Here is a 21977-nt window from a genome sequence, read left to right as displayed (position 1 = left end):
GGGGCTCGGCAGGCCGTGCCTGGAGGTCATGACCCGAGCATCGAGCGCTTTTCGGGAGCGGAAAATGAAAACCATGATAGTGGCGATAGGGCTGGCGATGCTCAGTGGCTGCGCCTCATCTGGAGGCGCATCCTGGTCGTCGCTGAGCGCTCCGCCAGAATGCGCCAAGATCAACTCCGACCAGGAATTGTCACTCAGCCTGGCAGACGAAATGATCAACGGCGGCAAACTGCATGCTGGCCTGGCCAACCTGCAACGCCTGCCCGATGACCTTCCGGCAGTGCGCCTGCGCAAAGCCAAGATCTACCGCCTGCTGGGACAACGCGAAGCCGACCCGCTGTACCGCAGCCTGCTCAGTGGTTGCCTGGCCGCAGAAGGCGAACATGGCCTGGGACAACTGGCTGCGGGGCGCGGCGATAACGAACAGGCGCTGGTGTACCTGCAACGCGCAGCCCGGCTTTCTCCCACCGACGAGAAGATCCGCAACGACCTGGGCGTGGTCTACCTCAATCAGCGACGCCTGAAAGAAGCCCGTTTCGAGTTCATCACCGCCATGGAGCTCAAGCAGTCGGATCAATTGGCGGCCCTGAATCTGGTGACCTTGCTGATCTATCAAGGGAACTGGAAACAAGCCTCGGAAGTGGTCAGCCGTGTCGGCCTGAGTCCGGGGCAAGTCACCGAAGCCAAGGCCCGCGCAGAAAAACTCAGGACCACGGCGCCCACTGATCGGGTAGCGACCGCCGGTGATCCGGCGCAACCCGAAGCCACCCCCTCGACAACGCAGAGGTAGTGATGAAACACAACATGCTCAGTTGCCTGGGCCTCTTGCTGCTTCCCCTCGCGGCTCAGGCCATTCAACCCGGTCCATCCTCCCCACAGCAGCACATAACCGAAACCTGGTTGCAATTGCAGAACCGCAATCAGGTGGCGTCGAACACCCCGCAACCGGCGACCCCCGGTGAGCGGGAGTTGAGCCTGCAGCGCTGGATGGAGAGCTACAAACACGCGATCCCCGAGTACTACAAGGAATACTCGGGCAAGGGGAAATAAACCGTTACTGTCAGCGACGTGCCTCAAGCTCGGCGGCCATCGTTCGACCCGACCTCCTGCACCTGCCCCATCCGCTGATGGAGCAGGCTGGCAGGCATCTACCGTGCCTCGCGTCCTTCATAACTTCCCGAAGACCTTGAATACGCCAATGATTGCCGGACCTATGGCCACCAGGAAAAAGCTCGGCCACAGGCAGAAAATCAGTGGAAAGATCAACTTGGTCCCGACTTTTGCAGCCTTTTCCTCCGCCAGCTGAGTACGCCGGTCACGAAACTCCTCGGCATAGATCCGCAAGGTAGTCCCCACGCTCGTACCAAAGCGGATGCTCTGCGCCAGCAGGCTCACCAGGCCCCGAATGTCCTCCAGCCCGGTCCGATCCGCCAGGCGCTTGAGGGCTTCGGTGCTGGGAATACCGGCACGGATTTCAGAGTTGACCAGCGCCAGCTCCAGGGCCAGATCCGGTTGGCTGACGGCCATTTCCTCGGACACCCGCTCGATGGCCTGGGGCAAGGCCAGGCCGGACTCGACACAGACCACCATCAAATCAAGCGCATCCGGAAAGGCCACCAGCAAGCGGGTCGTGCGCGCCTGCCGCCGCGCACTGACATAGATCGCCGGAGCCAACCAGCCGATACCGGCCGCCAGAACCAGCAGGAAGATCCCCAGGAGCAGCGACAGCTTCGGAATCAGCGGCAGCACCAGGACCACCAGGCCCAGCATGAGCAACGGCGACAGCAAGCGCAGGGCCCAGTACATCTGCACCGCCGCAGGCGAGCGATACCCGGCGTGTATCAGCAGGGTCCGGGTCGCGGAGACCTGGTCCTGCTCTTGCGCTACAAAACGCTGGCCGACCTGTTCAAGCATCAACTGCAGGTTGCTCGGTGCCTCCCGGGTCACCGCGCCATGGCCACGCTTGATCAGCAACAGGCGACGCTGCACCGGGTCTTGCAGCCCCATCACCAGCAGCACCAGGGTCGCCACCGCGAACACCACGCTCAGGCCGATGGCCGCGGAGAACAGCAGGCGCGCGAGTGCTTCGTTGCCCACCACGCGATTGATCAGACTCAATAGATAATCCATGACCTCACCCCCTGCGAACGCCGATGTTCAAACCTGAATCCGGATGATTTTGCGTATCCAGAAAATGCCGATCAGCATCGCGACGAACGCCCCGATGACCAGCTTCTGGCCCAGTGGCTCCTGGAACAGCAAAGGCAGATAAGTCGGGCTCGAGAAGACGATCGCCGCCGCCAGTACGAAGGGCATCGACACCAGTATCCAGCCCGACATGCGCCCTTCGGCCGAGAGCGTCCGGACCTTGCGCTGAAAGCGAAAGCGCCCGCGGATCAGGCTGCTCAGGCGCTCCAGCACTTCCGTCAGATTGCCCCCCGTTTCACGGTGGATCAGCACAGTGGTCACCAGCATCATCACCGTCATGCTCGGCATGCGCTCCAGCAGGCCAAGCATCGCCCGGCGCACGTCATTGCCGTAGTTGATGTCGGAAAACGTCAGGCCGAATTCATGCGCGACCGGGCCCTTGTGCTCATCGGCGACCAGTTGCAGGGTTTCATTGAACGGGTGTCCGGCGCGCAGCGCCCGGCACACGGCATCCAGCGCATCCGGCAAGCCTTCTTCGAATTCGGCAAAACGCTTGCTGCGGTCGCGGGAGATCTTCAGCACCGGCAACCAGAACACCGCCATCGCCACCGGCAGCGCCACCCACCAGATTTGCAGAAGCACCCACAACAGCAAACCCACGGCACTCCCCAGCACCACACCGAGCAACAGCACCCGATAGGCACGGTACTCGTGACCGGACTGCTCGATCATCTGTGCCAGGCTTTCCATTGCGGGCAGTTGCTCCAGGCGAGCCTCCAGCGGTGACAGGCGACGCAAGTATTTCTGCCGCAGTATCGACTGCATGTTCGGCAGGTTGCTCGCGCGCTCCAGCAGATTGAGCCGGCCGCGAATACGCTTGCGCACCTTGCTCGCCTCACCGAACACCGGTATGACCAAGCCCTGGCTGAGAAGAAACATGGCGGTAAACACCATGCCGAGAAACGCTAGGATAAATTCGCTGGGGATCTGACTCATGGCTGGTCCTCCATCCATTCCGGCCGGAACAGGCTCAGCGGCAATTCAATGCCACGCTTGGCCAGCACGTTGCGAAACGCCGGCACCATTCCGGTGGGACGGAACTCGCCGACAACCTCGCCCTTCTCACCGATGCCACTGCGCACAAAGCTGAAGATCTCGGTCATGGTGATGATTTCACCCTCCATGCCATTGATCTCCTGCACGCTGACCAGGCGCCGCGTACCGTCTTCCTGGCGCTCCAACTGGATCACCACACCAATGGCCGAGGCGATCTGCTGGCGCATGGCCTTGATCGGGAACGTCGCCCCCGTCATCGAAACCATGTTCTCGATCCGCCCCAGGGCATCACGCGCGGTGTTGGCGTGAATGGTGGTCAGCGACCCATCGTGTCCGGTGTTCATCGCGGTCAACATGTCCAGCGCTTCGGCACCCCGTACCTCACCGATCACGATGCGGTCCGGGCGCATCCGCAGGCTGTTGCGCACCAGTTCCCGCTGGCTCACCTCACCACGGCCTTCAATGTTCGATGGGCGGGTTTCCAGGCGCACCACATGGGGTTGCTGCAACTGCAGCTCGGCCGAGTCCTCGATGGTGACAATCCGCTCGTTATGCGGGATGAAGCTGGACAGCACATTGAGCATGGTGGTCTTGCCACTGCCGGTCCCGCCGGAAATCAGCACATTGAGCCGACCACGGACGATGGCCTTGAGCATCAGCGCGATGGCCGGCGTCAGGGTGCCCATCTGCACCAGGCTCTCGGTATTGAGCAGGTCCACGGCAAAGCGGCGGATCGACATGCTCGGCCCGTCGATGGCCAGCGGCGGAATGATCGCGTTGACCCGCGAACCGTCCTTCAGGCGCGCGTCCACCAGGGGCGAAGACTCATCAATGCGCCGCCCCAGGCTGGAAACGATGCGATCGATGATGTTCAGCAGATGATGATCGTCACGAAAGCGCACATCGGTCCTCTGCAACTTGCCGAAGCGCTCCACGTACACCGAGGCATGGCCGTTGACCAGGATATCGGACACCGTATGGTCGGCCAGCAGCGGCTCCAATGGCCCAAGCCCCAGCACCTCATCGGTGATCTGCTTGATGATCAGCTGACGGCTGCTGGCACTGACCGGCGCCGAGTGCTCGTCGAGCAGCCGCAGGCTGAGCTCGCGGATCTGCCGCCCGGCGTCGGCCGGCTCCAGCGTATCCAGCAAGGACAGGTCCATGACCTTGAGCAACTGCTGGTAGATCTTCTCCCGCCACTCGGTCTCCATCGAACTGAGTTTGGTCCGAGTCTCGTAGAGCACATCGGGCACGCTGGCTTCCCAGGCCATGAGCACGCTGACACAGTCCTCGCTGCTGATGGCTGCGGCAGGCCCATCTGCCGGGGCTGGCTTGCTGGATTGCTGACGCAGGCGATTTCGAAAGTCGCTGAGCATGGCTTACCCTCCGAACAGACGGCTGAAAGTACGTTTGAGCAGACCCTGCTCCTCGGCCTGGATACCGATCAGGCGCTGACTCAAATCGCGCAGGGCCGCGCTGATGCCGGCACGCGGCGCGTGCAGCTCCAGCGGCACGCCGGTGTTCTGGCTCTCGCCCACCACCGCATAGTCGTTGGGCAGTTTGTGCAGATCGGTGCAGCGCAATGCCTCGCCAATGTCCTTGAGGCTGACGGCCGAGGACTTGTCGTAGCGATTGACCACCACCTGCAGACGGTTGTTCTGCACCCCCAGGTCGTCGCGCAGAATGCGCAGCAGGTGGGTGCCGTCCTTCAGGTGGCTGAGACTCTGCTGCAGCACGATGAAGACGTGATCGGCATGCTCCAGGGTGATGCCGGTGAGATGGTCGATCTGCCTCGGCAGATCCACCACCACCCAGTCATAGGTGCTGCGCGCCAGGCGCAACAAACCTTCGAGCTGTTCAATGCGGATGTCCTGAGCCAGGAACAGTTCCCCGGTACGCCCCCCCAGTACATGCAGGGTGGGGCTGAAATGGCTGCAATAGCCGCGCAAGGCAATACCATCCAGGCTCTCGACCTGTTGCAGCACCTCCACATGACTGTGGGTCGGCATGACGTCAAAACAGTGGGTCACGCTGCCAAACTGCAGGTCCAGGTCCAGCAGCAGGGTTCGGCCACCCCGCTCGCTGAGCTGATGGGCCAGATTGCAGGCCAGCATGGAAGCACCCGATCCGCCCTTGGCATTCATCACCGCAATCAACTTGCCCCCTGCCCCCTGTTCCGCATGGGCCTCCATCACCATGCGGCCCAGCGCCGCCTGCAACTCCTCGGCGGCGACCGGCTCCGGCAGAAAGTCACGGGCACCGGCCTGCATCGCCAGGCGCATGCCTTCACGCTCGTCCAGCGGGCCACAGACCAGAAGTGGCGGACGCTCCTTCACCGGATGCAGCAACAGCGCCGCCAGCTCCTCGCGCCACAGGTGGCTGACCCTCAACAACAGGAAGTCCGGCATCTGCTCCAACCCATACAACGGATCGGTATGACCGTTGCTCACCAGGCGCGTACTGACCTGCAGGCCGGGCAGCTTCGAGCTCAGGGCTTTCAGATGACTCAAGGCCGGCGCATCTCGCCCACTGATCAGCAGGCGCATGCCGGATCTGTCAGCCGCAGGGGTGGCGGGGGCTGCTCGGGTACTTAGCATGGTGTGATCTCCGGATTGACCGTCGCATCAGGCTGTCGACCCAGGCTTTCGCGCGGCACGGTGGACTTGAACATCGGCAAAATGAACGCCCCGCCAAACCCGGGGATCAGCAGGTTGAAACTGAAATTCGACACCTCCAGCCGGACATAGCGGATGGCGATAAAACCGGTGCTGCTGGTGAGGTCGTTGGGGTTGGCGACCACCGCGCCGTTTGCATCCAGGTAGACCAGTTTCAGATTGGCGCTGGTGAGGCTGGCGATCAGGCTGCTGGCGCCGGTATTGGTCGCCGAGTTGAACATCGCCCGCCGCAGAATGACCGGGTCCTGGATGTCGCACACCGCCGCCAGGCGAGCGCCGCGGCGCACCGTTTCATTCAGGGTGTTGACGGTGAAATACAGCCGGCCGACTTCCAGGGCACCGAACAGCAGGGTGAACAGCACCAGGCTGGCAATGGCAAATTCGACGATATACACCCCACGCATGTGCCGGACGTTCATCACAAGGCCCTCATCACGATAGTCGAGGTCAACGCCAGGCCCAGCGGCACGCTGCTGCCATAGAGAGCAGGCAGCGCGCTGCCGATCACCGGCACGAAGGTGTAGTTGATGCTGACCTGGACATGGTCGGTCCCGACCGTGCTGACCTGCACATTGCCGGTCGTCAGGCCGGAAACCACGGGGGGGTAGCCATTGGGATTGGCGGGGACGCCGTAAACCGCAACATTCTGGGTCTGGGAGATCAGCGAAGAACTCAGGCTGACCGTGCCAAGGGTGCCGTTCCAGGCCTGGGCGGCGGCAAAGCGCCCGGCGTCACGGCTGGCCTGCATCAGGCTGTTGTACTGGAACAACATGCGCCCGAATTCACCGAAGGTCAGCATCAGCAACGCCAGCAGCGGCAGGGTAATTGCCAGCTCCACCATCGCCATGCCGCTCTGGGCGGTCGGCAGTCTGTATCCACTGCGTCTCATCACTCCCTCCTACGAGTCGGTACTCGGCGTCTGGTTGTTGTCGATGTAGGTCTTGTACAACTGGATGATCTGCGGCCCGGAAGTGTTCGCCGGGTTGGGGCCCGGCACGTTGTCGCCTTCGCATTGACTGACGAACTGACCGAAGATCTGCGCCGAATTGCCCTGTTGCGCCTCGGGCTGCAGCACGAAGTAGCAACCGAAACCGAGCACCGGAATTGACGAGGCGCCGTCGTTCTTGCCCGAGCAGTCGCCGATCACGATCTTCAGGATCCGCCGCTCGAACACGCCGTTGCTCTGGCAACCACCGCCGGTGCCGGCGACACAGCCTGCCGAGGCCTGAACCCAGTTGTTGTAGCCATACAAGGCACCACTGGGCGTGGACAGATTGCCGTTGCTCGAAGTGACCGCTTGCCCGTTGTACTGGATCTGCGCCGGAGAGCCGGTGTAAGTCAGCGACTTGGCGTTGACGGTAGTCACCAGGTCCGGTGGATAATCCGACGCGCTGAGGCCACCGCTGTACTGGTTGAAGCGGGTATTGAGCCCCTGGGCGGATGGCCCCACGGTGTTGCCCGGCTTGGTCAGGACGGTGGAACCCACGCTGTTGCACTGATTGATTCCGCCCGCCAGCGCCTGCCTGACCGTATTGCCGCCAGAGCCGAAGTCCAGCAGTTGAAAATTCCCCGGGCCGATTGCCGAGTTGTTGTTGGCCGCGGTTTTCAGTACCTGCAGATCGCCGAACTTGTAGCCCCAGAACATGCCGGTGGCCGGGTTGTTCTTGCTGGGGTCGCCGCACACCATCAACGGCGTCAGGTCGCACGGGCTGGTCGGGCTCGGGCCCGCAGTAGCCACGGCCGCCACCGACTTGTTGCCGCCATTGCCCAAGGCCTGGAACACGCCCCAGAAAAAGCTGCTCAAGGGATAGTTGGCTACCGTGACCCGGACATAGCTGGCATTGGCCGGCCCGGGGAAAGAGAAAGGTCCATACACGCTGGAGGCCAGTTCGACCTTGGCGAACCCCGAGGCGTTACCGCCAATGGCCTTGGCCAGCTCCTGGTTGCCGGAAGCATTGGCATTGAGGGTCAAGGTGGCCAACGCGGCGGTCTGGGTCAGGCTTGCGGCACCAGTCACGCCCGGCACCATGCTCAGGGTCTTGGCGCCACTCAATGCCGCCGCGTCCACGGCATTTTGCAGCCGTGTCTTGTTCAGCAGCATATGGCTGCCATCCAGGGCCAGGGCGCCCATCAACAGGAGCGAGGCCATGGCGATCACCACCAGGATGATCATCGCCCCGCGCTGACGGGACGGAAACGCGGTGAGCGGCGGCCGTATGCACGATTTCATCTTCAAGCCCTCCCCTTCTCGCTCTGTCCCTGTCCAGCCCGAACCGCTTACAGAGCCTTGATGACATTGACCTCGACACCGCGGATTACCGTGATTCCGGCAGCCTCAGGAGTCGCGCGGCGGTGCACGAGCGGCTTGCTCACTACGGGGGCCGGCGCTTCCTGAACCATGGCCACCGGCTCGACGGGCAGAGGCCGCTTGTTGTTATCCAGCGGATTGCGCAGGGCCAGTTGCAGCTTGCCTGCCGTCATGCCCTTGACCAGCACTTCTGCCTGAACCGGCGTCATCTCCAGGGTCACTGCACGCACGACCACCGGCTGGGTCTTGTCGGTACTGGCTGTCTGGTCCACGGCCAGTACCCGCAGGTCCTCGAGGATGGTCTTGGATTCGGCATTGCCATCGTTGCCAGTCTGGCGAGTGGCCAGGACATCGACCCGATTGCCCGGGAGCAGGAACCCGCCGACGCCGACCACATCGTCCACCCGGACCGATATCGCGCGTTTGTCCGGCTCGATCAGCGATGCCAGGGTGCTGCCCCCCAGGTGCTCGGCCAGGCGCGCAGCGCGCATGATGTCGCCGCGCAGCATGGAGAACGTGGCGATCTTGCCCACCACCTTGTCGGTGGAGTCAAAGGCATCGTCCGGAACCGCATCCTTGGGCATGCGCACCACGCCCACCTGCTGGGCTTCTACCATCTGCCCGAAGGCAATCTCGACAGTGGCCACCACCACGTTGCGCTGGTTGTCGTCGGGACCGACATTGAGCCGTGCATTGAGCCAGTTGTTGGCCATCCATGCCGCGCCCAAGCCCAGGATCAGGGACAAGGCAATGAGGGTGAATGTGCGAGAGCTCATGGGAGTGTCTCCTTATCCAAGAAAGTCGAGCTGGACGAAGTAGTTGCGCCACGCCCACTCCAGCTCCCGGGTCGACAGCGGGCCAGAACCGCCCAGATAGCGCTGACGGTCGAGTGCCATGTTCAACAGATCGCGAGGGTGGCAAGGCACCAAAGGCATGTTTTCTGCGCTATAGAGTTCCTGAAGCACGTAGGCAAGCACCTGGGGGTCGTAAGGCACGCCCAGCCGCTCGGTCTCTTGAATCCAGATGCGCCGGTACTCTTCGGGCTTCAGATAACCGAACTGCAGCTTGTAGCCGATGCGCCGCAGAAACGCTTCGTCCGCCAGCTCCAGGGGATTGATGTTGGTGGAGAACACCAGGATCAGGTCGAAGGGCAATTCACAATGCCGCCCACCGCCAAGATTGAGAAAGTCGCGTTTCTCTTCCATGGGCACGATCCAGCGGTTCAACAATTCTGCCGGGGCCATGCGCTGGCGCCCCATGTCGTCAATGATGAACAAGCCGTTGCTGGCCTTGAGCTGCAAGGGTGCCTGGTACTGGCGGGTGAAGGGGTCATAGCGAACGTCCAGCTGCTCCATGGTCAACTCGCCGCCCGTGATGATCAGCGGGCGCTCGCAGTGCAACAGCCGGCGGTCGATCCCTTCATTGAGCAACAGGTTGTTCTGCTGTTGATCGTCATCCAGGCGCCGATGCACCTGGGGATCGAAGATCTCGATCACCGCCTCATTGATCGCAATGGCGTGCGGTACCCAGATGGATTCGGAAAACAGCCGGATCAGTCGGCTGCTGACATAGGTCTTGCCGGTGCCCGCGGGCCCGTAAATCATGATGGCGCGCCCGGAGTTCAGGGCAACACCCAGTTGGTCGAGCATGTCCTGAGCCAGCACCATCGCGCCGAAGGAGCGATGCATGTCATGGGCGCTGATCCGGCCATGGTGAATGGTCTGGACCTTGAGCAGGGAGCGATAGGCACTCACCGGAAACGGTGCGGCGCCAATGTAGCCGCTGCGCGCCAGGGCATCGCGAGCGGCAGCACGACCACGCTCCGTCAACCCGTAGCGCAATGTCTGGCCAGGAGCCTGGCCGAGTATCTCGACACGGCGGTCCTTGCGCAGGAAGGTAAGCACCTCTTCCAGTACAGCTCCGGTCAGCGCCAGGCGTTCCACCAGTCGCGACATGTCCAGAACACCAGCGTCGTAAAGATGTTTGCACACCAGATCGCCGAGAAAGTTGTCCGCCAGTCCGGTTTCAAGAATCGTGCATGGCTGTGGGGCCAGCCGCTGCACCGCTTCTCGTTCAGAGGAGGACACACGGCTATTACTCATGGCGTACATAGTGCTCTCCTGAACTAGTGACTGAATGGCAACCAGAAGATGCTGATCAACGTGCCGAGCAACACTGCAATCGAGTAAGGAAATGGCTTGCCTGCCACTTCATCGGCTGCAGGCGCGAAGTAAGCCCTGGCTCTGAGCATCAGCCAGTAACGCCCCACGGTCTGTTGGGCCTGACCACGTACCAGCACTATCAACACGCCACACAAGCCACCGGCAATCAGGCTGAGAAACGCAGCCCACAAGGCACCATGCGGAGTCAGAAAAGTGCCGACCATGGCCATCAGCTTGACGTCTCCGGCAGCCATCCCCCCAAAGACATACATCGGGAGAAACACCGCGAAGCCGATCAACATGCCCAGCAATCCGTTTCCCAACCCGGTTAAACCTGCGGTGTAAGCCTGGCCAACCAGCCCAAGGCATACTCCAAGCAAGATCAGCACGTTAGGAATGCGGTGGCGGCGCAGATCGCCCACCACCGCCACACTCAACAGCCCCAGCAGCACCACCACAGTAATAAAGGGCTCCTTGTCCATGACCGCGATCCTCTGTGGAGTTGGCGCGGCTAGCAGGTCTTGCCTTGGACGGCACAGCCCAGGCTGGTGATGGCTGTTTTCACGTTGGTGCCCAAAGTGATGAACGCGGCGACAGCCCCCAGGGTTATCAACCCGCCGGCCACTGCATATTCCACGATGGTCAGGCCGTCTTCGTCTTTGATGAACTTCAGCACCGAGGTCTTGATCGATTGCAGTTTCATTTTGTTTGCCTCACTCAAGTGATTGACTTCAAGAGCAGTACTTTTCGCACTACCTGGGACAAACCTTAGTCAGGAGGAGATTGAGGGGGTTAGGAGTTTTTTGCTGATCGCTAGGACTTTATTGCAACTAAAACCGAAACAACTAAACCCAGCGCCAACTGCCTGATCAGCCAGTAAAAGTTTGAGTAGGGAACAATTCACAAACAACATGACCACGCATTCTCAGTCATTGAGAAATTGATCCTGATACAGCCCAACCGAACGAAAACAGCGCTCGCCCCACGGTCACCGAATGGCGCATGGTCCAGAACGAACTAAGCTGGGTTTTGTATATCAGGATTAGATCTTCAGGCAGGCAGCACAGCAGCGATACTGCTGGACAGGGAAGAAAAACTGCGGGCCGGGTCTGACTCGAACAGCGCTTGCCTAGCGCTGTACGGTCACTCGGGATCGAGCAGGATCACAGCCAGGAGCCAGCCATACCGCATATGCATACTGATCCCTACTACATGCTGGACCTCAGCCTGACGGAGAACGCTCCACGGCGTCCTGCCCCGCTACGCTGGTGGCACAGACGCAATGAACCGCTCCAGTACAGGACTGAGCCCCCAGCGCAAGCACTTGGATCAACAGGTCTTGCCCTGTACTGCGCATCCCAGACTGGTAATGGCGGTACTGACGTTGCCGCCCAGGGTTACAAACGCAGCAACGGCCCCAAGGGTTATCAGCCCGCCAGCCACTGCATATTCCACAATGGTCAAGCCATCTTCATCCTTGATGAATGCCGCAACCGAGGTTTTGATCGATTTCAGATTCATCTTGCCACCTCATTTAAGGACTGTACTTCAAGCGGTTAGATGATCCACCGCTTGAAGGAATGCTAGTCAGGGGCAACCGGCAGGGTTAGGAGTTTATTGTCGATAGCTAGGACTTTTTTGCGCTGGTGAATAAGAACAAATATTCCCATGCACCCACCCGGCACAGAATCGAAAGGCTAAGGAGCAACTATGAACACATCTGATCTTCAATACACCGAGACTCGTCTCCGTCATCGTCAAGTGGTGAAAAAGCACTATCCCCGCAGATAGAGGTCGCGTAATAGCTGAAAGGAACAAGGCAATGAAACCGGAGGCGATCAAGAAACCATGCCTGCTATGGTTTGATCTCACTCGCAACCGATCTGCTGAAGAGCTGATCGGGCATTTTCGTTCTGCCTGTGACTGTCACCTGGCCAAGGGAGCCAACGTTTCCGCAATAGATACGCTGCCAACGCCAGACATGATCTGCATGCACTATGACCGCCCCGACATGCCGGGCCTCAACCTGCTGCTGGAGATCAAACGCAGGGTTCCCTCCGTTCCCATCGCCATGTTCACCGTGCAGCACTCAGAGGAGCTTGCCATCTGGGCGATGCGCTCGCGGGTCTGGGAGTACATGGTGTTGCCCCTTACCGGCCCGGAGACCGAGCGTTTCATGCACGCCCTGAGGCAGCTCTGCGAGCTGCGTCGTCACTCTGGCGCTAGCAACAAGACGTTGCTGGTCGAGCATGGACCGTCCTTGCCGGACAGCATCCGCTTGACCGCAGAACACCAGAAACATCAGGCCCTGAGCAACGTGCTGCTGTATATCGACCAACACTTTCGCGACAGCGTCGATCAAAAGGAACTGGCCAAGCGCTGCGGCATGACGACATTCCGCTTCAGCCGCCTGTTCAAGGAAGTGAATGGCCTGGGCTTCATGGACTACATACTGAGCAAGCGCATGGATTGCGCCAAGGAGCTCCTGGACAACAGCCAGATGCCCGTCACCAGCATCGGCTATGAGGTCGGTTTCAAGGACCCTTCCTACTTCGCCCGGGCCTTCAAGCAGTTCACCGGTTGCACCCCCAGCGAATACCGCCAGGCACGCCGTACAACGCCCCCACAGGACGAGCCGCAAAACGAGCAACTGTCCCAGGTCATCGATAGCCTTCCAGAGCGCATCGAGCTTTGATGCCTTCACGCCCGGGTTTATTGCAGGCAAAAAAAAACCCGGAAATCCTCACTTTCGTGGGCCTTCCGGATTTTCTAAACCGCCAGAATATGGTGGGTCGTGTGGGATTCGAACCTACGACCAATTGGTTAAAAGCCAACTGCTCTACCAACTGAGCTAACGACCCGCTGTGTGGTGGCGCGTATAATACTGATTTCTAACGGGAATTCAACACCCTAAATGAAAAAAATCAAAAATAAGCCGTTGGATCGCTGACACCGGCCGCGTCGAACCCTTCTGCACGCAGGCGGCAGCTGTCGCATTTGCCACATGCACGGCCATGGTCATCCGCCTGATAGCAGGAAACCGTCAGGCCATAATCGACTCCCAACCCCACACCGGCCTTGATGATTTCAGCCTTGCTGAGGTTCTGCAGGGGCGCCTGGATCCGGAAACCCTGCCCTTCGACGCCGGCCTTGGTGGCCAGGTTGGCCATACGCTCGAAGGCTTCGACGAACTCGGGGCGGCAATCTGGATAACCGGAGTAATCCACCGCATTGACGCCGATGAAGATATCCCGCGCTTGCAGAACTTCCGCCCAGCCCAGGGCCAGGGACAGAAACACGGTGTTGCGCGCCGGCACATACGTCACCGGAATTCCCTCACCGGGCGCTTCCGGCACATCGATGGAGCTGTCGGTCAGGGCCGATCCGCCAATGCCATTGAGATTCAGGCCGATAACCTTGTGCTCCACTACGCCCAAGTCCCGCGCCACGCGCTCGGCAGCGTGCAATTCAGCACGATGGCGCTGGCCATAATCGAAGCTCATGGTGTAGCAGCGGTAGCCTTCGGCGCGGGCCATGGCCACTACGGTGGCCGAGTCCAGTCCACCGGAGAGCAGGATCACTGCACGTTTCTCGGTCGAAGATTGGTTCTGTGCTTGCTCAGTCATTTCAGCGCCCCGGCTCATCATTCCAAAGGTATTTATGCAGCTGCAGTTGCAGTCGCACCGGCAGGTTGTCAGCCACGATCCAGTCGGCTAGATCCCGTGCGCTGAGATCATGGTGGCTGGGCGAGAACAATACTTCGCCGGCACGCCGCTCAAGGCCGTACTGGATCAGTTTGGACACCGCCCAGTCGTAGTCCTCACGGGAACAGATGACAAACTTGACCTGGTCGTTGACCGTCAGCAGCTCGATGTTCTCGTAGCGATTGCGATGCGCTTCCTTGGAGCCCGGAGTCTTGAGGTCAAGGACCCGGCTAACGCGCTGATCCACCTCGGAAATATCCAGCGCACCACTGGTCTCCAGCGAGACTTCATAGCCGGCATCGCACAACTGCTTGAGCAAGGGAATGGCATTAGGTTGCGCCAACGGCTCGCCGCCGGTGACACAGACATAACGCGGACGGAAACCGGCAACCTGCTCCAGCAGGCTGTCGAGGGTACGCTGGGTGCCGCCGCTGAAGGCGTAGGCGCTGTCGCAGTATTGGCAACGCAACGGACATCCGGTCAGGCGCACGAAAACCGTGGGCAGCCCGGCAGTCCGAGTTTCCCCCTGCAACGAGTAGAAAACTTCGGTGATTCTCAATGTGTCTTGCATAGTCGCCACGGGCGTAACAGCTAAACAGGCTGTCCGCCTCCGTCAGGCACTTCAAGGAACCCCGCCATCGCGCAGATCCCAGGAAGCGTGTTTCAAAAAAGGGGGTGAATTCTAACGAAAAAACCCGCGACAAGCGCGGGTTTCTTGTAACGGTTGCCAACGCGCTTACATGCGTTGCAGGTCCCGTTGCGCCAACTGAGCGGCGGAAGTGCCCGGATACTGGGCCACCACCTGCTGCAGAATGCCTTTGACCCGATCGGTATGGCCCAGGCGACGCTCTACGTCAGCTAGCTTGTACAACGAATCAGGCACCTTGGCGTGCTTGGGATACAGCTGGGAAACCTTGGCGAACGCCTGACCAGCGCCTTGCAAATCGCCCTTGGCCAGGTTCACTTCTCCCAACCAGTACTGGGCATTGCCGGCGTACTGGCTGTTGGGGTACTTGCGCAGGAATGCCGAGAAAGCCTGGCTGGCCTTATCGAAGTCCTTGGCCTTGATCAGGTCGAAGGCAGCATCGTAATAGAGCTTTTCCTTGGCCGGATCACCCGGTTCGCTGCTGGCCGCTGGTGCTGGAGCAGCAGCTCCGGCTGTGGCACCGGCGGCACTGCTATCGCCACCGGCTGAAGAATTCTCAGGAGACGCGGCAGGTGCAACACCGCTTCCTATGCGCCGATCAAGATCCTGGTAACGCTCCAGGCTCTCTTGCTTCATGCGCGCTACATCGTTTTGCAGAACTTCGATCACACCCTGTTGCCGTGCGATCTGCTCCTGCATTTGCTGCAGTTGCTGGAACAGCTCGCCCTGTGCCGAGACAGGGGTCGAAACCCCTCCCCCGGCATAGGCGCCGTTCGTGCCATAACCCGCTGGCGGATAGCTGCTCCCGCTATTGTTATAGCCGGAGTTGTTATCGACCACAGGAACCGCAGACCACGCCGCTAGCGGCGTGAGACTGAGAGCCAAAATAGTTACAGCACGACGGCACGTTCGCATGACGAATTACTTACGCAGTTCGACGCGACGGTTTTGAGCCCAGGACTGCTCGTCGTGGCCAGTGGCAACTGGACGCTCTTTACCGTAGGAAACCAGCTCCAGCTGAGCAGGGGAAACGCCCTGCAGAACCAGGTAGCGCTGAACGGCTTTCGCACGACGCTCGCCCAGTGCCATGTTGTACTCACGAGTACCACGTTCGTCGGTGTTGCCTTCCAGAACAACGCGAGCGCCGTTTGCTTTCAGGTCTTTGGCGTGAACGTCCAGAGCGCGCATGGCTTCAGGCTTCAGGTCCGAGCTGTCGTATTCGAAGTAGAAGGTGGTGATTGCGCGCAGAGCAGCTTCTTCGCTCAGGGAGCCATCAACAGCACCAGTGTTAGCGCCGTAACCAGCGTTTGGATCAACAGCGCCTTCGCCGGCGTTGTCGCCACCTTTGGAGGAGCAACCTACAGCTACGGCCATGGCCAGAGCCAGCGCAGCAAACTTACCAAACTTCAACATTTCCATCGTGAAACTCCTAATGAACCCCAGTGTGTTAAGTGAAACTTTGTAGCGCCGCGTCAGTTCAGGTAAGGGGACCAGGACGGTTCTCTGACTTCGCCTTGAGCGGTAGGAAGCGGGAGCCTCACACGTCCATTAATGGACACGAGCATCAAGACTCCCCGGCCCTGCTGGCGGGTGGCGTAGATTACCATGGTGCCGTTGGGCGCAACAGTAGCTGACTCATCTAGGTTGGTGTCTGTAAGGATTTTTACGCTACCGCGCTGCAAATCCTGAGCCGCCACCCGGAAGTTGGTGAAACCATCCTGGCGGTGAATCATTACCAGGGTCTTTTCGTCAGCAGAAAGTTTTGGGTTGGCGTTGTAGTTACCAATAAAGGTCACACGCTCGGCGCCACCACCATTGATGTTGCTTTTATAGACCTGCGGCTTGCCGCCACGGTCGGAAGTGAAATAGATGGTGGAGCCATCCTTGCCCCAGAACGGCTCGGTATTGATGCCCGGGCCACTGGTAACGCGGCTGATCTGGCGGGACGCCATGTTCATCACATAGATATCCGGGTTGCCATCCTTGGACAGCACGAATGCCAGGCGGGTGCCATCCGGCGACCAGGCAGGAGCACCGTTCAGACCTTCGAAGTTGGTGATCTGCTCACGACGACCAGTGTCGATGTGTTGCACGAAGATCCGCGGACGCTTCTGTTCGAACGACACATAGGCAATGCGCTTGCCATCGGGTGCAAAGCGCGGCGACAGGATCGGCTCACGGGACTGCAACAGGGTGACCGCCCGAGCACCGTCGTAGTCCGAACGCTGCAGGGTGTAACGGGTGTTGTTCACCGAGAAGCGCTCAGCCGTCACGTACAGCAGGCGAGTCGAGAAAGCGCCCTTGATGCCGGTAAGCTTTTCAAAGGACTGGTCGGAAATGTAGTGCGACATATCCCGCAGTTGATCAACACTGCCCGACACGCTGCCGGTCAGCACTTGCTGCTCGGTAGCGACGTTGAACAGCGCGTATTGCACCTGCAGGCGCCCGCCCGCCGGAACAATGCTGCCGACCATCACGTACTGGGCGCCCAGGGCTTTCCAGTCGCGGAAAATGACTTCACTGGCCTGGGTCGGCAGGCTGATCATGTTCTGCTTGGGGATAGGTGCGTAGTACCCCGAGTTGCGCAGGTCGTCACCGATGATCTGCGCCATGTCGTCCGGCAGCACGCTGCCGCCTTGCCAACCGAATGGCACTACGGCGATGGGAGTTGCCCGGTCACTGCCACTGGTAACCAGAATGTTTTTTTCATCCGCTGCCGCTATCCCTGCCATACAGCAAATAACGACAAGCATTCCTCGAAGAAGGTTTCTCACAAGGCTAGATCCTCAGGTGTGAATGTCATCTTGAATGAACGATAGGGAGCAAAATCCTTCGGACTCAACCCCTGCATTTCTGTCAAACGCCCAATGTTCTTGACTGCCGCTACCGCCGAGGCATCGAACGGACCATCACCACTGGACTTGATCACGCTGACCGTGGTCACCGTGCCATCAGGCAACATGCCGATCCGCAGTTCCACTGTCATACCCTTGCGTGCCGAAGGAGGACGAGCCCAGCCTTCCGCTGCACGGATACGAATCAGGTCATCGAAACTGCCCGCGACACTGTCACCGACCTCATCCGACTTGGTGGCTTCACGCTCCGGCTTGTCGGACAGCAAGTCCGCCAGGGCCTGAGCCTTCTTCTCTTCGGCAGATTTACGCGCTGCTTCCTGGGCCTTTTTCTTCGCGGCATCGGCAGCAGCTTTCTTCTTCGCGTCTTCGGCGATCTTTTTCTTCGCCTCTTCAGCTTCAGCTTTCTTCTTCGCGTCTTCCGCGGCTTTCTTCTTCGCGTCTTCGACGATTTTCTTCTTGGCCTCTTCAGCAGCCTTTTTCTTGGCCTCTTCTTCAGCGGCTTTCTTGGCTTCTTCTTCGGCTTTCTTCTTGGCTACATCAGCCAATTGCTTCTCTTCAGCCTTCTTGGCTTCCGCAGCTTTCTTGGCCTCATCAGCCTTCTTCGCCTCGTCGGCTTTCTTGGCTTCATCGGCCTTTTTCGCTTCCGCGGCCTTTTGAGCAGCCTCTTCTTTCTTTTGTTCCGCAGCCTTGATCTCTTCCTGCTCGACCTTCTTCTGCTCCAGTTGCTCGGCCTCGGTCTGACGCGCGGCGGATTTCTTCGCCTCACCCGCAATCTTGTGATTGGTCTGGGTGGTCGCCGGGCTCTTGGATTTCAGCTGATACAGGGTCGCCTGGACGATCGGCTTGGCCGGAGGCAATTCCGGGGTCATGGCGAAGCTGACAAACAGCATGCCAAACACCAGCACGTGCAGGGCGATCGCCCAGACACTAGGCCAGAAGTAGCTTTCCGAGGCGGACGGCTCTCGCTGTTGGTGCATCAGGGCGCCTCGGTAATCAAGCCAACGTTACCGACTCCGGCTTTCTGCAGGCCGCCCATGGCACCCATCACGGCGCCGTAGTCGACGGATTTATCACCGCGAATGAACACCTGGGTGTGTTTGCCGCCTTCGTTGCCGGCACGGATGATCTTGGTCACCGCGTCGGTCATCTGCGGCAAGGTCATCGCCTTGTCCTGTTGCTTCTCGGTGTCGACTTCACTGCCAAGGTTCCAGTAGTAGGTCTTGTCAGCCTTGATCGAAATGGTCAGTACCTGGGTGTTGTTGTCCTGGGGCAAGGCTTCGCTGGAAACCTTGGGCAGGTCAACTTTCACACCCTGGTTGAGCATCGGTGCGGTCACCATGAAGATAACCAGCAGTACCAACATCACGTCGATGTAAGGCACCACGTTCATCTCGGCAACCGGCTTGCGTTTGTGGCGAACTCGGGCCATTGGGTCTACCTGCTCACTCTTCGCTGGTGTGCACTTTACGGTGCAGGATCGCCTGGAACTCGTCGGCGAAGGTGTAGTAACGGCTGATCAGCGTCTCGCCACGGGCGGCGAAGCGGTTGTAGGCGATCACCGCCGGAATGGCCGCGAACAGGCCAATGGCCGTGGCGATCAGGGCTTCGGCGATACCCGGGGCAACGGTGGCCAGGGTCGCTTGCTGGGCCTGGGCCAAGCCGCGGAAGGAGTTCATGATCCCCCACACGGTACCGAACAGACCGATGTACGGGCTGACCGAACCGACGGTGGCAAGGAACGGCAGGCTCTGCTCGAGCTTCTCTTCCTCACGGGAGATGGCAACGCGCATGGCGCGGGCTACGCCTTCCATGACCGCTTCAGGGTCGACACCCGGTTGCTGGCGCAGACGGGAGAACTCCTTGAAGCCGGCACGGAAGATCTGCTCGACCCCGGAATCCGGGTCCGGGTTGCTGCCTGCCTGACGGTAGAGTTTGGACAGGTCGATGCCGGACCAGAAGCGCTCTTCGAAGCTCTCCAGGGCACGTCGACCGGCGCGCAGCAGGTTGCTGCGCTGAAAGATCATGATCCATGAAGTCACCGATGCGGCAACCAGGGTCAGCATTACCAACTGCACTACAACGCTGGCATTGCTGACCAGGCTCCACATGGAGGAATGGTCGACGACGTTAGCTTCCACGCTTTATCTCCTGCTCTGAGTGTGTACCCGCGCTGCTCTCGTCGACAAAGGCCGTACGCAGAGCGTCTGGAATGGCGCGGGGTTTGAAAGTGTCGGCGCGCACACAGGCCACCAGGAACTGCCCCTCACAGAGCAGCGCATTATCCGCGGCTCGCCTGACCTGCTGAGTGAAGCGCAGGCTGGCCCGGTTCAATTCGGTGACATGGGCACTGACCAGAAGCTCGTCGTCCAGTCGCGCCGGCGCGTGATAACGCGCTTCGCTGGAATGCACGACGAATAACAGGTTCTCCCCTGCCAGCTGCGATTGGGCAAAGCCCAGGTGTCGTAGCCGCTCGGTTCGAGCCCGCTCCATAAACTTAAGGTAATTAACGTAATACACGATGCCGCCGGCATCGGTGTCCTCGTAATAAACGCGACAACGATGTGCGAACGGCTCAAGCCCGTTTTGCGCGCGCATACTCTAGTGCTTACTCCTCAGGTTGCCAATCCGGCCAGGCAACTGTTTTTTCATTCTTGAACGACTTTTCATGCAGTTTGGGCAATGCCAGTCCCTAGGACAGCACAAACCCCGAATAAATCGACAAGCAGCGGGTGATTAATCGTCCACAGCATCGAGGAATTCGTCTACCACAGGCATGTCCCCCAATCGTGACGGAATGTTTAGACCGAAGTGCAGATACGCATGCCGGGTCACTACCCGCCCACGGGGAGTGCGCATGATGTAGCCCTGCTGGATCAGGTAAGGCTCCAGCACGTCCTCAATGGTGTGACGCTCTTCGCTGATCGCCGCCGCCAGGCTGTCGACCCCCACCGGACCACCGTCGAACTTCTCGATCATGGTCAGCAACAGACGCCGGTCCTGGTGATCGAAGCCACGTTCGTCGACATCCAGCAGGTTCAGCGCCAGGTCGGCGATCGGCTTGGTGATATGCCCCTTGGCCCGGACTTCGGCGAAATCCCGCACTCGGCGCAACAGGCGGTTGGCAATCCGCGGGGTGCCTCGGGCACGCCGCGCCACTTCGAAGGCGCCCTCCGGATCCAGTGGCAAACCGAGGATCCCGGCGGAACGGCTGACAATGGTCGCCAGGTCCGCCGTGCTGTAGAACTCCAGGCGCTGGACGATGCCGAAGCGGTCCCGCAACGGGTTGGTCAGCATGCCCGCGCGCGTGGTGGCGCCCACCAGGGTGAACGGCGGCAGGTCCAGCTTGATCGAGCGCGCCGCGGGCCCCTCGCCGATCATGATGTCGAGCTGGAAGTCCTCCATGGCCGGGTACAGCACTTCCTCGACGATCGGCGACAGCCGGTGAATCTCGTCGATGAACAACACGTCATGCGGTTCAAGGTTGGTCAGCAGCGCCGCCAGGTCGCCAGGGCGCTCCAGCACGGGCCCGGAAGTGCTCTTGATCGAGACGCCCATTTCCTCGGCGATGATGTTGGCCAGGGTGGTCTTGCCCAACCCCGGAGGGCCAAAGATCAAGGTGTGATCCAGGGACTCGTTGCGCCCACGGGCAGCCTGGATGAACAGCTCCATCTGCTCGCGCACGCTGGGCTGGCCGATGTAGTCGGCCAGGCTGACCGGACGAATCGCCCGGTCCTGGATTTCCTCGCGCTCACGGGGCCCCGTGGCGGCGATCAGACGGTCAGCTTCAATCACTTAAATCATTCCCTTCAGGGCTCGGCGGATCATGTCTTCGCTGCTCAAGCCTTTGTCTTTGATCGCGGATACTGCCTTGCTGGCTTCCTGCGGCTTGTAGCCCAGGGAGATCAGCGCGCTGACCGCATCCGACTCGGCGCTGGCCACCGGCACCGGGGCATCCGGCTGGTTCGGCACCAGGGCGAACATGCTCGGTACGGCTTCCCAGGCCTTGAAGCGATCCTTGAGTTCCACCAGCAGGCGCTCGGCGGTCTTCTTGCCAACCCCCGGCACCTTGGTCAGGGCCGAGGTGTCCTGGGCCTGCACGCAACGCACCAGCTCATCCACCTCAAGGCTGGACATCAGCGCCAGAGCCAGCTTGGGACCCACACCATTGAGACGGATCAACTCGCGAAAAAAGTCTCGCTCGCGCTTGCCGGCGAAGCCGTAGAGTAACTGCGCGTCCTCGCGGACGACCAAATGGGTGTGCAAGGTCAGGGGTTCGCCGACCGACGGCAGGCGATACAGGGTGGTCATGGGCACTTCGACTTCGTAGCCCAACCCGTTTACATCGAGAATCAGGTGCGGCGGCTGTTTCTCAGCCAGGGTGCCGCGCAAGCGTCCAATCACGTTTCAGATCCTTAGGCGATGG

26 protein-coding genes and 1 tRNA gene are annotated in these 21977 nt (G+C 60.2%); 3 read left to right on the top strand and 24 right to left on the bottom strand.

Annotated features, from left to right (window positions below; translation table 11 throughout):
- The first annotated feature begins 64 nt into the window (after positions 1 to 64).
- A complete protein-coding gene (locus DNK59_RS02460) occupies positions 65 to 790 on the top strand; it encodes a lipopolysaccharide assembly protein LapB (RefSeq protein WP_110722165.1) in 726 nt (241 codons plus the stop codon).
- Positions 791 to 792: 2 nt separating this feature from the next.
- A complete protein-coding gene (locus DNK59_RS02455; protein ID WP_092311273.1) occupies positions 793 to 1050 on the top strand; it encodes a DUF3613 domain-containing protein in 258 nt (85 codons plus the stop codon).
- A 117-nt stretch (positions 1051 to 1167) separates the two neighbouring features.
- Here DNK59_RS02455 and DNK59_RS02450 read toward each other — a convergent pair whose 3' ends face one another.
- From DNK59_RS02450 to DNK59_RS02395, 12 genes are all read right to left on the bottom strand, one after another.
- Entirely contained in the window at positions 1168 to 2130 is a 963-nt protein-coding gene (locus tag DNK59_RS02450; protein ID WP_092311270.1) for a type II secretion system F family protein, read from the bottom strand.
- 27 nt (positions 2131 to 2157) lie between these two features.
- Entirely contained in the window at positions 2158 to 3144 is a 987-nt protein-coding gene (locus tag DNK59_RS02445) for a type II secretion system F family protein (RefSeq protein WP_110722164.1), read from the bottom strand.
- Entirely contained in the window at positions 3141 to 4580 is a 1440-nt protein-coding gene (locus tag DNK59_RS02440; RefSeq protein WP_110722163.1) for a CpaF family protein, read from the bottom strand. Before DNK59_RS02440 ends, DNK59_RS02445 begins: the two co-directional genes overlap by 4 nt.
- Positions 4581 to 4583: 3 nt before the next feature.
- A complete protein-coding gene (locus DNK59_RS02435; protein ID WP_110722162.1) occupies positions 4584 to 5801 on the bottom strand; it encodes an AAA family ATPase in 1218 nt (405 codons plus the stop codon).
- Positions 5795 to 6298: a TadE/TadG family type IV pilus assembly protein gene (locus DNK59_RS02430; RefSeq protein WP_110722161.1), complete on the bottom strand. Its 504-nt coding sequence runs from the start codon at positions 6296 to 6298 to the stop codon at positions 5795 to 5797. The genes DNK59_RS02435 and DNK59_RS02430 overlap by 7 nt, the downstream gene beginning before the upstream one ends.
- The gene (locus DNK59_RS02425; protein WP_092311260.1) at positions 6298 to 6768 is read right to left on the bottom strand and encodes a TadE/TadG family type IV pilus assembly protein; all 471 of its coding nucleotides are present in this window, start codon (positions 6766 to 6768) and stop codon (positions 6298 to 6300) included. The genes DNK59_RS02430 and DNK59_RS02425 overlap by 1 nt, the downstream gene beginning before the upstream one ends.
- Before the next feature lie 9 nt (positions 6769 to 6777).
- Positions 6778 to 8109, bottom strand: coding sequence for a TadE/TadG family type IV pilus assembly protein (locus DNK59_RS02420; RefSeq protein WP_110722160.1), 1332 nt, complete (start codon positions 8107 to 8109; stop codon positions 6778 to 6780).
- A 47-nt stretch (positions 8110 to 8156) separates the two neighbouring features.
- Positions 8157 to 8963: a Flp pilus assembly protein CpaB gene (gene cpaB / locus DNK59_RS02415; protein WP_110722159.1), complete on the bottom strand. Its 807-nt coding sequence runs from the start codon at positions 8961 to 8963 to the stop codon at positions 8157 to 8159.
- Between the two features lie 12 nt (positions 8964 to 8975).
- Complete coding sequence (locus DNK59_RS02410; protein ID WP_110722158.1) at positions 8976 to 10298, bottom strand: AAA family ATPase; 1323 nt, start codon at positions 10296 to 10298, stop codon at positions 8976 to 8978.
- 14 nt (positions 10299 to 10312) lie between these two features.
- The gene (locus DNK59_RS02405; RefSeq protein WP_092311245.1) at positions 10313 to 10831 is read right to left on the bottom strand and encodes a prepilin peptidase; all 519 of its coding nucleotides are present in this window, start codon (positions 10829 to 10831) and stop codon (positions 10313 to 10315) included.
- A 29-nt stretch (positions 10832 to 10860) separates the two neighbouring features.
- On the bottom strand, positions 10861 to 11052 hold the full coding sequence (locus DNK59_RS02400; protein ID WP_016967360.1) for a Flp family type IVb pilin: 192 nt from the start codon (positions 11050 to 11052) through the stop codon (positions 10861 to 10863).
- Positions 11053 to 11678: 626 nt separating this feature from the next.
- Positions 11679 to 11870 carry a Flp family type IVb pilin gene (locus DNK59_RS02395; RefSeq protein ID WP_092311242.1) on the bottom strand — a complete coding sequence of 64 codons (192 nt, stop codon included), beginning with the start codon at positions 11868 to 11870 and terminating at the stop codon, positions 11679 to 11681.
- A gap of 301 nt (positions 11871 to 12171) precedes the next feature.
- Here DNK59_RS02395 and DNK59_RS02390 point away from each other — a divergent pair, with 301 nt between their 5' ends.
- The gene (locus DNK59_RS02390; RefSeq protein WP_110722157.1) at positions 12172 to 13044 is read left to right on the top strand and encodes a response regulator transcription factor; all 873 of its coding nucleotides are present in this window, start codon (positions 12172 to 12174) and stop codon (positions 13042 to 13044) included.
- Between the two features lie 90 nt (positions 13045 to 13134).
- Here the strand turns inward: DNK59_RS02390 and DNK59_RS02385 are convergent.
- The 12 genes from DNK59_RS02385 to ruvA form a co-directional block, all read right to left on the bottom strand.
- Positions 13135 to 13210 (bottom strand) — tRNA-Lys (locus DNK59_RS02385).
- Between the two features lie 63 nt (positions 13211 to 13273).
- Positions 13274 to 13975, bottom strand: coding sequence for a 7-cyano-7-deazaguanine synthase QueC (gene queC / locus DNK59_RS02380; protein WP_110722156.1), 702 nt, complete (start codon positions 13973 to 13975; stop codon positions 13274 to 13276).
- A 1-nt stretch (position 13976) separates the two neighbouring features.
- Entirely contained in the window at positions 13977 to 14624 is a 648-nt protein-coding gene (gene queE, locus DNK59_RS02375) for a 7-carboxy-7-deazaguanine synthase QueE (RefSeq protein ID WP_110722155.1), read from the bottom strand.
- Positions 14625 to 14789: 165 nt separating this feature from the next.
- Positions 14790 to 15614, bottom strand: a complete 825-nt coding sequence (ybgF, locus tag DNK59_RS02370; RefSeq protein WP_092311230.1) for a tol-pal system protein YbgF — start codon at positions 15612 to 15614, stop codon at positions 14790 to 14792.
- 6 nt (positions 15615 to 15620) lie between these two features.
- The gene (pal, locus tag DNK59_RS02365; RefSeq protein WP_003227510.1) at positions 15621 to 16118 is read right to left on the bottom strand and encodes a peptidoglycan-associated lipoprotein Pal; all 498 of its coding nucleotides are present in this window, start codon (positions 16116 to 16118) and stop codon (positions 15621 to 15623) included.
- A 53-nt stretch (positions 16119 to 16171) separates the two neighbouring features.
- Positions 16172 to 17452, bottom strand: a complete 1281-nt coding sequence (tolB, locus tag DNK59_RS02360; protein ID WP_015636767.1) for a Tol-Pal system beta propeller repeat protein TolB — start codon at positions 17450 to 17452, stop codon at positions 16172 to 16174.
- 17 nt (positions 17453 to 17469) lie between these two features.
- A complete protein-coding gene (gene tolA, locus DNK59_RS02355; protein WP_016963210.1) occupies positions 17470 to 18531 on the bottom strand; it encodes a cell envelope integrity protein TolA in 1062 nt (353 codons plus the stop codon).
- Positions 18531 to 18983 (bottom strand): protein TolR, encoded by a 453-nt coding sequence (gene tolR, locus DNK59_RS02350; protein ID WP_011063015.1) that lies wholly within the window; start codon positions 18981 to 18983, stop codon positions 18531 to 18533. The genes tolA and tolR overlap by 1 nt, the downstream gene beginning before the upstream one ends.
- A gap of 13 nt (positions 18984 to 18996) precedes the next feature.
- Positions 18997 to 19692: a protein TolQ gene (gene tolQ / locus DNK59_RS02345; RefSeq protein WP_011063016.1), complete on the bottom strand. Its 696-nt coding sequence runs from the start codon at positions 19690 to 19692 to the stop codon at positions 18997 to 18999.
- Positions 19682 to 20149, bottom strand: a complete 468-nt coding sequence (ybgC, locus tag DNK59_RS02340; RefSeq protein WP_092311224.1) for a tol-pal system-associated acyl-CoA thioesterase — start codon at positions 20147 to 20149, stop codon at positions 19682 to 19684. The genes tolQ and ybgC overlap by 11 nt, the downstream gene beginning before the upstream one ends.
- A 138-nt stretch (positions 20150 to 20287) precedes the next feature.
- Positions 20288 to 21346 carry a Holliday junction branch migration DNA helicase RuvB gene (ruvB, locus tag DNK59_RS02335; protein WP_060840722.1) on the bottom strand — a complete coding sequence of 353 codons (1059 nt, stop codon included), beginning with the start codon at positions 21344 to 21346 and terminating at the stop codon, positions 20288 to 20290.
- Positions 21347 to 21955 carry a Holliday junction branch migration protein RuvA gene (gene ruvA, locus DNK59_RS02330; protein WP_092311221.1) on the bottom strand — a complete coding sequence of 203 codons (609 nt, stop codon included), beginning with the start codon at positions 21953 to 21955 and terminating at the stop codon, positions 21347 to 21349.
- Positions 21956 to 21977 lie beyond the last annotated feature (22 nt).

The sequence above is a fragment of the Pseudomonas sp. TKO26 genome (assembly GCF_003225665.1).
Classification (GTDB): domain Bacteria; phylum Pseudomonadota; class Gammaproteobacteria; order Pseudomonadales; family Pseudomonadaceae; genus Aquipseudomonas; species Aquipseudomonas saponiphila.
This window is presented reverse-complemented; position numbering and strand designations above follow the sequence as displayed.